This window comes from Limosilactobacillus secundus (assembly GCF_020784695.1).
GTDB lineage: Bacteria > Bacillota > Bacilli > Lactobacillales > Lactobacillaceae > Limosilactobacillus > Limosilactobacillus reuteri_F.
Map to the genome: position 1 here is coordinate 70,856 of NZ_JAJGUA010000044.1, position 13,730 is coordinate 84,585.

At 39.5% G+C, this 13,730-nt stretch carries 15 protein-coding genes; 1 reads left to right on the forward strand and 14 read right to left on the reverse strand.

Annotation, left to right across the window (positions count from 1 at the left end):
- Positions 1-27: 27 nt before the first annotated feature.
- The 10 genes from LMB57_RS08635 to LMB57_RS08680 form a co-directional block, all read right to left on the reverse strand.
- Positions 28-825 carry a metal ABC transporter permease gene (locus LMB57_RS08635; RefSeq protein WP_003665585.1) on the reverse strand — a complete coding sequence of 266 codons (798 nt, stop codon included), beginning with the start codon at positions 823-825 and terminating at the stop codon, positions 28-30.
- A complete protein-coding gene (locus LMB57_RS08640) occupies positions 825-1,496 on the reverse strand; it encodes a metal ABC transporter ATP-binding protein (RefSeq protein ID WP_003667190.1) in 672 nt (223 codons plus the stop codon). Before LMB57_RS08640 ends, LMB57_RS08635 begins: the two co-directional genes overlap by 1 nt.
- A 7-nt stretch (positions 1,497-1,503) precedes the next feature.
- The gene (locus tag LMB57_RS08645) at positions 1,504-2,415 is read right to left on the reverse strand and encodes a metal ABC transporter solute-binding protein, Zn/Mn family (RefSeq protein WP_229272375.1); all 912 of its coding nucleotides are present in this window, start codon (positions 2,413-2,415) and stop codon (positions 1,504-1,506) included.
- Between the two features lie 293 nt (positions 2,416-2,708).
- Positions 2,709-3,560, reverse strand: a complete 852-nt coding sequence (gene ispE / locus LMB57_RS08650; RefSeq protein WP_229272374.1) for a 4-(cytidine 5'-diphospho)-2-C-methyl-D-erythritol kinase — start codon at positions 3,558-3,560, stop codon at positions 2,709-2,711.
- A 187-nt stretch (positions 3,561-3,747) separates the two neighbouring features.
- Positions 3,748-3,990: a Veg family protein gene (locus LMB57_RS08655; protein WP_003665581.1), complete on the reverse strand. Its 243-nt coding sequence runs from the start codon at positions 3,988-3,990 to the stop codon at positions 3,748-3,750.
- Positions 3,991-4,080: 90 nt separating this feature from the next.
- Positions 4,081-4,974 (reverse strand): 16S rRNA (adenine(1518)-N(6)/adenine(1519)-N(6))-dimethyltransferase RsmA, encoded by an 894-nt coding sequence (gene rsmA, locus LMB57_RS08660; protein WP_229272373.1) that lies wholly within the window; start codon positions 4,972-4,974, stop codon positions 4,081-4,083.
- Positions 4,967-5,533, reverse strand: a complete 567-nt coding sequence (gene rnmV, locus LMB57_RS08665) for a ribonuclease M5 (RefSeq protein WP_229272372.1) — start codon at positions 5,531-5,533, stop codon at positions 4,967-4,969. The genes rsmA and rnmV overlap by 8 nt, the downstream gene beginning before the upstream one ends.
- A complete protein-coding gene (locus LMB57_RS08670) occupies positions 5,530-6,348 on the reverse strand; it encodes a TatD family hydrolase (RefSeq protein ID WP_229272371.1) in 819 nt (272 codons plus the stop codon). Before LMB57_RS08670 ends, rnmV begins: the two co-directional genes overlap by 4 nt.
- Positions 6,341-8,368 (reverse strand): methionine--tRNA ligase, encoded by a 2,028-nt coding sequence (gene metG, locus LMB57_RS08675; RefSeq protein WP_229272370.1) that lies wholly within the window; start codon positions 8,366-8,368, stop codon positions 6,341-6,343. The genes LMB57_RS08670 and metG overlap by 8 nt, the downstream gene beginning before the upstream one ends.
- 77 nt (positions 8,369-8,445) lie before the next feature.
- Positions 8,446-9,294 (reverse strand): DUF72 domain-containing protein, encoded by an 849-nt coding sequence (locus LMB57_RS08680; protein WP_229272369.1) that lies wholly within the window; start codon positions 9,292-9,294, stop codon positions 8,446-8,448.
- 268 nt (positions 9,295-9,562) lie between these two features.
- On the opposite strand from LMB57_RS08680, the gene LMB57_RS09855 reads away from it, so the two are divergent.
- Positions 9,563-9,688 carry a hypothetical protein gene (locus LMB57_RS09855; RefSeq protein WP_003665570.1) on the forward strand — a complete coding sequence of 42 codons (126 nt, stop codon included), beginning with the start codon at positions 9,563-9,565 and terminating at the stop codon, positions 9,686-9,688.
- A 54-nt stretch (positions 9,689-9,742) separates the two neighbouring features.
- Here the strand turns inward: LMB57_RS09855 and LMB57_RS08685 are convergent, their stop codons facing one another.
- The 4 genes from LMB57_RS08685 to LMB57_RS08700 are packed head-to-tail and all read right to left on the reverse strand — an operon-like array spanning position 9,743 to position 13,595.
- Positions 9,743-10,441 (reverse strand): NAD-dependent protein deacylase, encoded by a 699-nt coding sequence (locus LMB57_RS08685; RefSeq protein WP_229272368.1) that lies wholly within the window; start codon positions 10,439-10,441, stop codon positions 9,743-9,745.
- 5 nt (positions 10,442-10,446) lie between these two features.
- Positions 10,447-11,406, reverse strand: coding sequence for an IpaB/EvcA family protein (locus LMB57_RS08690; RefSeq protein ID WP_229272367.1), 960 nt, complete (start codon positions 11,404-11,406; stop codon positions 10,447-10,449).
- A complete protein-coding gene (locus LMB57_RS08695; protein ID WP_229272366.1) occupies positions 11,399-12,661 on the reverse strand; it encodes a hydroxymethylglutaryl-CoA reductase, degradative in 1,263 nt (420 codons plus the stop codon). Before LMB57_RS08695 ends, LMB57_RS08690 begins: the two co-directional genes overlap by 8 nt.
- The gene (locus LMB57_RS08700) at positions 12,654-13,595 is read right to left on the reverse strand and encodes a Ppx/GppA family phosphatase (protein ID WP_229272365.1); all 942 of its coding nucleotides are present in this window, start codon (positions 13,593-13,595) and stop codon (positions 12,654-12,656) included. The genes LMB57_RS08695 and LMB57_RS08700 overlap by 8 nt, the downstream gene beginning before the upstream one ends.
- Positions 13,596-13,730: the final 135 nt, after the last annotated feature.

Genomic DNA, 13,730 nt, shown 5'->3' on the forward strand with positions numbered 1-13,730 from the left:
GGAATGTCATCTGGCTTAAGCCACAGTCTAATTCGATTCGATAAATTTACTATAAATCAAGGCGACAGCATAGATAATAACTTCAATTACTGCAATAAAGAAACTAACTGGCCAATCTGTCAAATAACCGAGAAAAAGCCCAAGCCATGTACCTAACAGTGAAAATAAAATCGCTAAAATAATCATCCGTGCGACACCATGCGTAAAGTATTTAGCACTAGCAGCTGGTAACGTTAGGAGGATAAAAATTAGCAAAGAACCGACAATTTGAGCAGCAACACTAACGCTTAAAGCAAGTAGTAAAAGAAAAACAACAGAAATCACTGTTTGATTTATTCCACTGACCTGCGCCCCAATTGAATCAAAGGAGTCAAACTTAAGGCGGCGATACATCAATAACAAAATGATTAAAACAAGAATGGAAAGGTAGACAAGCTGCCAGACCTCATTCAAACTAATTCCAACCACGCTACCAAACAAAATACTTGTTGCTGAGCTAGCTGACTGACTGCTCAAAGATAAGAAAAGAATTCCTAAGCCAATGAACAGTGCTGAAACGGCACTAATAACCGCTTCTCGTCGTGATTCTTTTATACTCATTTGTCCAACAATAACTGAACTTAACATTGTAAACAGAATCATCCCATTTAGCGCTGGCCATCCAGCGAAAACTGCAAAAGCACCACCTGCAAATCCAATTTCAGACAAGGTATGCGTTAAGAATGATAAATTTCGTGCAACAACAAAAACCCCAATAATTCCACAAATAATGGCAATAAATGTACTAGCGATAAATGCATGACGCATAAAACTTAAAGTTAACATTACTTTTTATCCCCCTTTACCGGGCTGGGTAACTCATTAATTGGCCCAGTGGAATATGAACCGGGAGACAGATACAAGAAACGGGTCCCATATTGTTCTGCTAGATCCCAATCATGAGTAATAAACATTACACTTAAACCATTCTGTTGAAAACGGGTTACTAAGTCTAGCAATTCATACTTCATTTCATTGTCCAAACTTGCCGTCGATTCATCCAGAATAAGGAGGTTAGGATTAGGTAATAAAGCTTGAGCAAGATATGCTCGCTGCTTCTCACCCCCGGACGCTAAACCAAGGGGCCGCTCAGCAATCTTTGTTAGGTTATTTTCACGAATCATCCGTTCAACGCGGTTTCGCTCGCTTTTAGTCAGCCATGGTAAAAGACGTGGTTTAGTATTTAAAGCAACAAAATCACGAATAGATAGCGGATATTCTTCATCAATATTACGAAACTGAGGAACATAGCCAAGTCGTGTACTTTGCGGAATAGTTATTGTCCCGCTTTTCGGTTTTAAAAAACCAAGCATCGAGCGAACAAGAGTCGTTTTTCCTACCCCATTTTCACCAACCACGACGAGAAAATCCCCTTCATTAATGGAGAAGCTTAAATGATCGATTACAGTATGATTTCCATAAGCGATCGTTAAATCATCAACTGATACAACTGCCATTATCTTCTTAATTCTCCTTTTGTTGAATGCGAGACAATGCTTGGTATTGCTTAAGCATCCACTGCATATAGTCATCCCCATTCGGCTTTGTTTCCGTTACCTTTAATACTGGAACATCATGTTCATGGGCAAGTTTAACTAAATTATCAACAACTTTATCACTTGTCTGCGAATTAGCAACAAAGAAGGCAATTTGGTGATTAATGATTGCTTGTTGAATTTCTTCAATATCTTTTGGTGATGGATCGTTTCCATCCTCAACAGCTTTTTCGAAATGTTTGTCCATAATTTGATAGCCAGCATTCTCTAAGGCGTAATCAAAAACTGGTTCACTGACTGCAACTCGATTATTGTTAGGATTTACTTGGCGCTTCACTTTTGCAATTTCTTCATTAAGCGGTTGAAGAGAAGCTAAATATTTCCGTGCGTTTCTTTGGTAATCCTTAGCATGTTGCGGATCAAGTTTACCATATTGAGTTGCCAGATCATTTGCTAATTTTTCGACAGTTTCAGGGGCATACCAAATATGCTCATTGTCACCAGCTTTCTTGCCAGTTAATGATGCCACATCAATTACCTTAATCTTGTTACGATTACTGCTTGATTTAACAAGTTTGTTTACCCAGCTATCATAGCCGAGGCCATTTTCAATTACTACATTGGCTTTAGCAACTTGCTGAGCTTGTTTAGTATTGGGTTGATAATCATGAGGATCAACCGAAGCATTATCAATAAACGAAATCACTTGGCCATGATCGCCAGCTACCTTTTGTGCTACTTCGCCATAGAAATTCATTCCGGTTACCACTCTAATCGGCTTTTGATTTTTCCCCATCGATTTCCACGGAACAAAGGATAAACCAAGAATTATAACCAACAAAGCAATAATACTACTAATACCGATAATATATTTTTTCATTCTTTCCCTCTTTTAATCGTAATCATTACTATTTAGAACAATGAATATAATAGCGAACTTTATGCTGGATTGCAACTATAAAAAAGGACAAGAGGCTGAGAGAAAACAAAGTTTTCTCTCAGCCTCAACTGTTTTCACGAACAATAGCAAGATAACGTGGAAAATAATCACAAGGCTCGAGGCTAAGTACGAACGCTAATCAGCCCGTGCCGTGCCAATCATCGTTCTAGCTTAGCCCACCGCCTTGTCGAGGAGATTATTTCCCACTTCCTATCTCTTGCCCTTAAATATGATCAAAGCAAAGTTACAACATGAACGTCGCGGCAAAATCCCCGGATACTATTTTGCATCCGTTTTGCTCGCGATTCTGTATGGCAGATTGCGAAGACAGTTGGTCCCGTCCCGCTCATTTGTGCAACATCAGCCCCTAATTCTTTCATCTTATTCTTTAAACGACCAATTTCTGGATAAAATTTCATCGTTAAAGGTTCTAAAACATTTCCCATATATTTTGTTGCCTCTTGCCAATCCTCTTTCTTTAGATTTGCCAGTAAATCTACATTATTAAGATGGTGAAGATTTTCATAATTAATTTGCCGTAAGATTTGCGGTGTAGAGACACTGATCTTTTGTTTTGCGATCACGGCCCAATAGTGAGGTTGTGGTGGTAACAATTCAATTTTTTCACCGTGACCAGTAACATGAGCTAATTTGTTATATATACAATACGGAACATCAGAATCAATCGTTAGTGCGATCTTTGCTAGCTCTGATAAACTCAGTCCCAACCGCCAAATACTATTTAATGCTCGCAAAACTGCCGCTGCATCTGAAGAGCCACCACCCAATCCGGCCGCAACTGGGATTTGCTTCTTAATCCGAATCGTAACGCCATCTTTACAATGAAAACGACTACGTAAAATATGAGCTGCTTGGTATGCTAGATTACGTTGGTCATTAGGTAAAAAGCCACTATTTGTATAGACTTTAATTGTTGCAGGGCGCCGGTGTGTCTCAACAGTTACATAATCAGCCAGGTCTGCCGAGACCATTACCATATCCCATTGAGGAGAACCATCAAAATATCGCATCGGCGTATCTAAACTCAAATTTAATTTTGCTGGTGCTTTTTCTGTAACTATCATCCGGCAACCCTCCCTATTTGTAATAATTTAGTTAGTTAAATTATACTAATGGAACTATAATCCTTGCAACTACTGTTTCCTAACTATTCCTAAAGCAAAAGGAGTGAATAAAAACTGCCTTCCTAATTGAAAGGTATTTTTACTCACTCCTATTATTTTATAAATATGAATTTTAATTTTTATCAGTTTATTCTGCTTCATCGAAGGCAATTGAAATATTTCGTGTTAACAAATCAGTATAACTATAGGAAACTCGATCCAATGTTCCTTGTTCATCATTCAAATGAATAACAAATACTGCAGGATAAGTCTTACTTAAAATACCGTGATGGGTGGTAATACGTTTACGTCCAGCTTGCGCTTTTACTAAAACATGCTCGCCAATCCGTTCATCTAGCTTCTTCTTAATTTCTACAATGCTATTAGGCACGACTCTTTCACCTCACTGTAGACTAGCATACTCTTTTTTTACACAAAAGGCAAAATTGTACCATAATGTTTTATAACGGTCAACCATCTTTTACAAGAGATTTTGCTGGTGAAGAGCATTCGCAAGTTCAATAAATTGTTCGAGAGTTAGCTTTTCTGGCCGGATTTGCGGCGAAATATCTAGCTGGGTTAAAACAGAAGTCATTTTCTCTTTTACCGCTGGGTCTTTACCAATTACACCTTGCAAGTTATTCCAAAGACTCTTGCGACGATGAGCAAAACATCCCCGAATAAAACCAAATAATTTTTGCCTGTCAAAAGGCTGAACTGGAAGCGGATTTTTCCGTGGCGTTAATACCACAATCGCTGAATCAACATTAGGTGATGGCACGAATACTTTCCGCGAAACATCAAAAGCAATTTTAGCTTGCATTTGGTATTCAATAGCTAACGTCAAAGCACCATATTGTTTAGTTCCTGGTTTAGCCGTGAGTCGCTGAGCAACTTCCTTTTGCATCATTACACAAATCATCGCCCACTCAACAGGACTAGCCAGCAAATTCATTAAAATGGGACTTGTAATGTAATAAGGAAGGTTAGCAACCACCTTAATTGGTCGACTAGGATCCTTAAATTCCTTTTTGATTAATTCTGGCAAATTAGCTTGAAGGACATCTTGATTAATCACTTTCACATTATCATATGGTGATAATACTTCTTTTAACACCGGAATTAAATCTTGATCAATTTCTAAGGCTAAAACTTCTCCTGCCGCTTGTGCTAATTGCTCCGTTAAAGCGCCAATTCCAGGGCCAATTTCAATTACATTGTCATTAGCTGTAATATCCGCCGCCTCAACGATGTTTTTTAAGACGTTCAAATCAGTAAGGAAATTCTGACCAAAACTTTTCTTTGTTCGGATCCCGTACTTTTCCATTATCGCTCGGGTACGTGTTCGACTACCAATTTCTGGTGAATTACTCATGATCTTCCTCCTGATTTATTTGCTTAATTGCTTTTTCAAATGTTGCGCGATCAACTTGAAACATGTTTAGACGGTGAATCAATTGTTTCCCATTTCCATAGCCGATTCCGAGTAGTTGTCCTAACTTTTCACGCCGTTTTCGTGAATCCGCTTGACCTGTTAATCCCCATTTTTGCAAATCTTCTCGCTTAAAAACCTGCTGGGGTGTCGTTGTTTGGGTATAAAGGTGCTCCAATGCTGATTTTATAATTGCTGGCGTCGCATGCTCAACCCCTAAGCTACCATGAGCCTCAGTTGGCACACCATCTTTTCGTTTAATAAAAGCATGCTTAACTCCAGGAATAGCTTCACTGATTATTTTTCTAATCCGCTCACCGTTAAAGTCCGGATCAGTAAAAACAATTAGCCCCCGGCTTGCTTGTAATTTTTTCAATTTTGCCAAGTCAGCCATTGAAATTGCGGACCCATTTGTTTCGTAAGTATCTGCATCAACCGCTTTTAAAATTTGTTTAGTATCATCTTTACCTTCAACGACTATAACTTCTTTTATTCTAATCATAGGCCTCTTTCTTCATTTTCCAAAAATAAGCGGCGGGCGTTCATAAATGTTTTGTATGCTACTTTACCAGCGTCAACCTGCTTTAAATCTGCAATTGCATCCACCGTAAATTTAGTAAAGCCGGGTTCGTTTTGCTTTCCTCGGTATGGAAGTGGAGTTAGGTAAGGAGCATCCGTTTCAACCATCATCTTTTCCAGGGGAACAACTAATGCTGCTTCATGGACTTCTGCCGCATTTTTGAAGCTTACGACACCACTAAAGGAAATCATCATCCCAAGATCCATAAATTTCTCTGCCCATTCTGGTGTCCCGTTAAAACTATGCATAACACCGCCAAATTCATCGACGTGGGCATTCCGCAAAATTTCATACGTGTCAGCTAGGGCATCCCGGCAGTGAATTGAGACCGGTAATTTAAGTTCCCGTGCCCACTCAAGCTGTTCAGCAAAAATTTCTTGTTGTTGCTGGTGAGGAGAACGCTCGTCATTATAATAATCTAAGCCAATTTCTCCAATTCCCACAATTAAGGGATCTGCTAATTGTTGACGTAACTCTTTCTTGGTTTCACCATTCCAATTAGCAATATCTTCTGGATGCCAACCAATAATTGGATGAAGGTTAGGATATTGATGCCCCAACTTTAAAGCACGGGCATTCAATAGCTGGTTAGAGCCAACAATATTCATTTCCGTCACGCCATAATGAGCAGCACGGTTAATAAAGGCAGGCACGTCATCATAAAATGCATCGTCATTTAGGTGGGTATGGGAATCATAAACCAATTGCTGGTGTTGATGATTATTCACTTTATTCAACGCCCATTCCAGGTACTAAATTGTCAGGAACAGTTACTACTTGAACATTACCGTCTTTTTCGGCAGACAAAAGCATTCCTTGGCTTAATTCGCCCCGCATTTTCCGTGGTTTCAAGTTAGCAACAATCAAAACTTTCTTACCTACTAAAACAGAAGGATCTGGATACCATTTAGCAATTCCAGAAAGGATTTGACGACCTTCTTCTGTTCCATCATCCATGTGGAATTTTAGAAGCTTATCAGCACCTTCTACATGGTCGGCAGCAGTGATTTGAGCCACCTTCAACTCAACTTTGTCAAAGACATCAATCCGAATTGGCTTTTTGCCATCTGTTTTCTCTTCTTGTGCTGTTTCTTGGGCTTTTTCTTTTGCTTCAGCCATTGCCTTTCTTCCCTTCTTCTTTTCATTTGCTGTCATCTTGCTCTTAATAAACTCAACCTCGGCCTTCACGTCCAAACGTGGGAAGATCGGAGTTCCTTTAGCAACAACCTGAGCCTCTGCTGGGAAATCATTAAATTGAAGATCAGTTAATGATAAGTCAGTTCCTTCAATTCCAAGTTGTTCAACAATCTGTTTTGGTGCATTTGGCATAATTGGTTGGATTAAGGCTGCAATAATCCGCAAACTCTTTGCTAGATGAGTCATCACATCAGATAATATATCCTTCTTACTATCATCTTTTGCTAATACCCATGGTTCAGTTTCATCAATGTACTTGTTAGCACGACTAACCAGCTTCCAAACAGTTGCCAATGCTTCAGCAAACCGTGTTTTATCCATTAATTCTTTATACTCAGCAATTACATCACTAGCAGTTTGTTCTAAATCAGCATCAAAATCAGTAGTTGCATCATTAGTGCCAACTAATTTACCGTTTTGATACTTATTAATCATCGCAACGGTCCGATTAAGCAAGTTTCCTAGATCGTTAGCAAGGTCAAAGTTTACCTTATCAACAAAGTCTTCTGGACTAAAGACTCCATCATTACCAAATGGCATTGCCCGCAATAAGTAGTAACGTGTAGCATCGAGGCCGTAACGGTCAACCAGAGTTTCAGGATAAATAACATTTCCCTTTGATTTCGACATCTTACCGTCACGCATTGTTAACCAGCCATGACCGATAATATGTTTTGGCAATGGTAAGCCAAGCGCATGAAGCATAATTGGCCAGTAAATCGTGTGGAAACGAACAATTTCTTTTCCTACCATGTGAACATCAGCAGGCCAATACTTCTTAAAGAGACTATCATCATCACTACCATATCCTAGCGCGGTAATATAGTTTGATAACGCATCAATCCATACGTATACCACGTGTTTAGGATCACTAGGTACTTTAACACCCCAACTAAATGATGTCCGCGTAACTGCAAGATCTTCTAGTCCTGGCTTTAAGAAGTTATTGATCATTTCATTCATCCGTGATTGCGGCTCGATAAAATTAGGATGTTCCTTATAGTAGTTCATTAGCCAGTCGGCATACTTGCTCATCTTAAAGAAGTATGATTCTTCCTCAACTAATTGAACTTCATGACCTGATGGCGCCTTTCCACCGATCACATTACCGTCTTCATCACGGTAAACTTCTGCTAACTGACTTTCTGTGAAGTATTCTTCATCATCAACAGAGTACCAACCAGTATATTTGCCCTTGTAAATATCCCCTTGGTCGAGCAGTTGTTGAAAAATCTTTTGAACAGCTTTTTCATGGTAATCGTCGGTCGTCCGAATAAACTTGTCATTTGTAATTTCAAGTTTATTCCATAGCTCTTTAATTTGGGCAGCCATTTGATCAACGTATTCTTGTGGCTTCATACCGAGCTTTTCAGCCTTTTGTTCAATCTTAAGGCCATGTTCATCGGTTCCTGTTAAGTAGAATACGTCATAGCCCATCAAACGCTTAAAACGTGCTTCTGCATCACATGCAATTGTTGTGTAGGAATTACCAATATGGAGTTTACCAGATGGATAGTAAATTGGTGTGGTAATGTAATAAGTTGGTTTTTGTTCAGCCATATGAGGCCCCTCTTTCTAAGATATTACTAATTAAGATTTAACATTTAGTATAGCATTTTATTAGGACTTGCTCCATCCTAAAACAGATCAAGCTGTTCTGGCGATTTAGGTGCCAGTCCCTCGAATTCAATATTCATCATTTTTTGAAGACACAATGCATTGGGTGCTGCATCCTTAGCTGAGTTATTGTTGAAGATAACACAGAGTTCTTTAGGTTGCGGTTGCAAGGACTCAATTTGTTTTTTAAAGAATTGAAGTTCTTCCGTTGAATATCGATATAAAGTCCGCGTTTTCCGCCATTCTTTTCCTTGGTTTTCCCATCCTTTTCGATTACGACCATGAAGGCGCAACATTGCTAAGTCGAGATTAGTTGTCGCAAGCATAAACGGTACGGACGTCGGCGTATTATGAGGTTCATCAGCGGCCACTAATGTAAAATTGAGTTCCCGACAGAAATCTAAGACTGATGGGAAAATTTCTTTCTTATACCAAGTTTGATTACGAAATTCGACTGCAATTGGTAAGCTTCCTAACCATTCTCGAATTAATCGTAAGTAGGAAAAATCACGCACAGTTGCGTCAAAGTATGGTGGAAACTGAAACAATATCGTCTTTAATTGACCAGCAGCTACCAAGGGGGAGATTGTCCGGCGATATTGTTGAAAGACCTGTTCCAGTTCGCCGCGTTCTTGATTTCGCTGATGCAATGTCATTTTCTGGTTAGCTTTAACGATAAACTGAAAAGCTGGAGGAACAGTAGCAAGCCAGTTTTGAATTGTTGATATCTGAGGTAAAGCGTAGAAAAAAGTATCAACCTCAACGACTGGAAAATGTTGAACATACTCATCAAGCCTTACTGGGCGTTGTTCATCATGAATGAGTACTGGATGCTCTGTCCAAGTTGTCATCCCCATTGTTATTTTCATCTTTAATCCTCTCTTTCGTCCCTCAAAAATTCTCATCAAATTACTTAGCAAATTCTTATACACCACAAAATAAATCTATATTCATTTTTCAAGGACGCAAATTCCTGTTTTTATCACTTTTATTCATTTTGATAGTAAAAGGCGAACAGATTATGCATTTTTCTCACATCTTAAAATGAAAGCGCTTCTCATACTTCGTTATTTCCCTAGGAAAAGCGTTCAAAACATGTTATTTTACAAGTGAACAATATGAAAGGAGCGATCAGAAATGCTACTAAAGAACAAAGGTATTCGTCACATTTTTTATCAAGAAAAGGATGCTACTAAAAAGAAGGGTTCTCATTTAGTAGCGCTCCCATTCAAAGTTGATGGGAAGGTCGTTTTCTTTGAATAACTACTGGAGCAAAAAGAAGCTGGAAATTGTCCTCAGACAACTGCAGCTTCTTTTTTATACTTTTAATTCGTCAAAGAATTTTGTTGCGTCGTCTTGAACCATTTGAAAGTCAAAAGGAAATTGCAATAACTGCTGATTAACAGCAATCACCTTTGCATTTGGATTGCGGTAATCTAGCAAGCCCGCAAATGGGTATACTTTCATCGAAGTACCCACAATCACAACTAAATCAGCTTGTTGCATTGCCTTGACAGAATTGACAATATCCTCTTGCTTAATTCCTTCATCATATAACACAATATCCGGACGCAAGGGACCATTATCCTTTTGATGCAAGCGACTATTCAAATATTCACTCACCGGAACTGTTTCATGACACTTTTCACAATAAACGTGGAAGAGGTTTCCATGAAAATCAATTAAGTGTTTTGTTCCAGCTTCTTCATATAAGTTATCAATATTTTGCGTTATAACTGTCGCACGATCCTGTTGCGTCAACGCTGCCTGTTTTTGATGAATTACGTTAGGCTTTGCATCTGGAAAATACAAATTTTGCTTGCAAAATTCGTAAAAGCCTTCTGGATCACTAGCAAAATAACGGTGACTTAAATAATATTCAGCATTCCGATTTTGCGTATATAAACCGTTTGCTGACCTAAAATCAGGAATACCAGAAGCAGTTGAGACACCAGCTCCTGTTAGAAAGACAATATTTTTTGCGTCGTCAAATGTTTTTTGAATCGTCGCATCCATCTAACTCACTTCCTTACAATGTATGGAATGCTATTCTGTTCAAGAAATTCCTTCACTGATTGATCATATATCTTCTTAAATTCTTCTGGCGCATTTTGAGCCGGTGCCGGAAGAGTAAACGAATTTTGACCATCACTCCGCCGAAGACCAACATAGGCGCGCTTATCTGTCCCCCGTTCTTTCATATCAGAGTGATAGATTTCAAAAACTTGACGCATCTCTAAACGTAATTGCCGGGCACTTAATACCGGTGAGAGAGTTGTATATTCATTATTATGTAAGGCTGGTAATCCCCATTCTTGCATTTGTTGATCAAACAAAGCATAAATCTTAACAATTGACCGGCGCATATCGAATGGTGACTTAATTGGCTTCTTTGTAATCTCAGCATACATCTTTTTTGCTGCAGTTAGTGCGAGAGGGTACTTTTCTGCCAAAGTTTTTTCATACTTTGAAATGTGATCACCATAAAAGACTAAGGCATCCAAAAGGGTTAATAACCGTAACGTCCGTTCATCATCTTCCTCTTTTTCCGGAGTTAATGTGTGTTCAATCCCCTTTAGATACTGCTCTTCAATCTCATCGGTAATAAAACCATGCTTACGTTGTTCCGCAACCACTACTCGATGCATGGCAATGTTATACAAATCCGTTGACATAATCATCATCTGTTCATCGAGTTCCTTATCACCAAGAGATAGTTGGAAAAAGATTTGTGGAAAACCTTTTAGCAACATCAAAAGGTGCAGTAATTCGTGTGAAGCGGTGTAATTTGGGGCAGTCAAGTCAGTCACAATAATAACCAAGGCACCAGGAATAGTTTGCTGAGTTGCTTGGTCATGGCGAACGTATCCTGACTTGTCACCATGAAACTGAACAAAGACACTACCTTCAGGATATAGACTGTTAACCTGATCAAGGAGTGCTTGATTTTCTTTATTTAGTGTAATTCTCTCTTCAGTCATTAACTTGATCCTTTCTAATCGTTGATAATATTTCTTTAGCAAGTGCTTGGTCAACATGTGATCGCTGCTTTAATTGAGCTACCACTAACGGTACTTCTGCTGGCGTCGCTCCGACACTTGCCGCTAACGAGCGATATTGGAGTTTCATATGACCAGCTTGAATCCCAGTAGTTGTCAATGCTCGTAAAGCAGCCAAATTTTGTGCTAACCCGATACTTGCTGTCACTGCTGCTAACTCTTCGGCACTCTTAATTTGACTAATATGATAGTTTATCTTTGTCATCTTATTTAATCCAATTGAACCACCAATTACACCAACTGGTAAAGGAAGAACAATTTTCCCTACCAAGTAGTCGTCTTGAATTGTCCAAGTGCTTAAGCCGCGATATTGTCCATCACGAGCAGCATAGGCATGGGCTCCGCTTTCAATTGCCCGCCAATCATTTCCACTGGCGATCATAACCGCATCTATTCCATTCATTATTCCTTTATTATGAGTAGCTGCTCGATAAGGATCAACTTGTGCAAGATCACTAAGACGAGCAATTCGTTGAGCAACCTCTTTACCATTCATCGCGGGGGTAGCTAAGTATCGAAAGGCAACTTTACAGGTAGCAGTTTGAAGGCTCTGCGTTGCAAGATTGCTTAAAATTGCGGTAATAACATGGAAGCCCTGATTCGTTAACCATTTTCCAACTGCTTCTGCCATCGTATTGACACTATTGGCTCCCATTGCCTGACAAACGTCAATCCCCAAATCAATGCTAATGAAGTCACCAGGAGTGCGAACTTCCATTGACGTTGCGCCCCCACCTCGTGCCTGCATTGAGGGATGAGCCTGGTTAGCAATTGTTAAAATCTCATCTTGGTGTTCTAATAGCCATGATTTAACTGCTGCTTTATTGGTTACGTCATCTAATACAACTTGGCCCACTAATTGCCGGTCTTGCTGAGGAGCAGTAAATCCACCCGACTTGCTTACCCGGTGCGCGCCATTGCTAGCAGCAGCTATGACTGATGGTTCTTCAATTACCATTGGCACAACGTACGGTCGATCATTTACTGTTATGTTTAAGGCTACTCCTTCAGGCAAAGAATAATCAGTAATATAATTTTCGACTAACTCATCCCCTAAATCTGAACTTGTATTTGCTAATACTTGCTCTTCAATGGGAGATAGGTGACGAGCTTTTGCCAATTGCTGACGTCGATCATCGGCAGATAACTTATAAAAACCGTGTTGCCAATCAGTCATGGTGTCGCTTCCTTTGATTTACATATTCAGTGATGATTCCTTCGCGGACACCACTCTCTGAAAAAATAACCCGGCCATCACTGTTGCGTTGCAAAAGGGTTACAAGAGGCAGCATTCCACCAATAATAATGTCTGCTCGTTCCGGTTCTAGACCAGGCATCCGTTTACGCTGGGCCAAGTTACGATTTAACAATTCACGGTAAGTAGCAAATACTACTCGTGAAGAAAGCTGATACCCATGAATCGAACCGTTTCGGCGGTGATGGTGATGATAGGATTGAGTCATACGCGCTAAAGTTCGGTTAGCACCACCTAATAAAACAATCGGAACACGCGTTGCATATCGTAACCACGGAATCTTAGTCAATCGTTCATTCATAGCTACCTGAGCACGAAAAAGGTCTGCCGAGCGAACATAGCCATTTAAGTGGTATTGTTCTGATAAATTAACAGCTCCCACCGGAATAGAAATCAAATTACGTGCTTTTCGCTGTTGCACCAATATCAATTCACAACTTGCTCCACCAACATCTAGAATCAAACAGTGGTTAAGTCGCAATGTCCGAACAACGCCTAGGTAATCATAATAGGCTTCTTTTTTACCAGATAAAACTTGTAGATGAATACCGACTTCTTGTTGAACACGATTCAAAAACTCTTGACGATTTCGTGCCTGCCGAACTGCAGCAGTTGTGATCGCACGAACTTTAATATTAGGAATCTCTTGGTATATTTTTTTAAATCGTTTTAAAGCCGCAATTGTTCGTTCAATTGCACTCTCTTGTAACATTTTTTCTCGTCCCATTCCCTCAGATAAACGTGTATTTTCTTTTACACGTCGAATTTCACGAAATCGTCCATCTGGAGCAATTTCTGTTATTGCCATTCGGGCCGAGTTTGAGCCGAGGTCTACAATCGCGAGGTTTTCCACCATTTTCACCTCCGCTTTAATTAATTATTTTTCGTATAAATACATCTCTTTTATGTTACCATGTTCTGCTATGGGAGACACGAAAAAAAACGAGGCTCAGGGAAAAACTTATTTTCCTAGCAACCTCGCTTTTTTAGT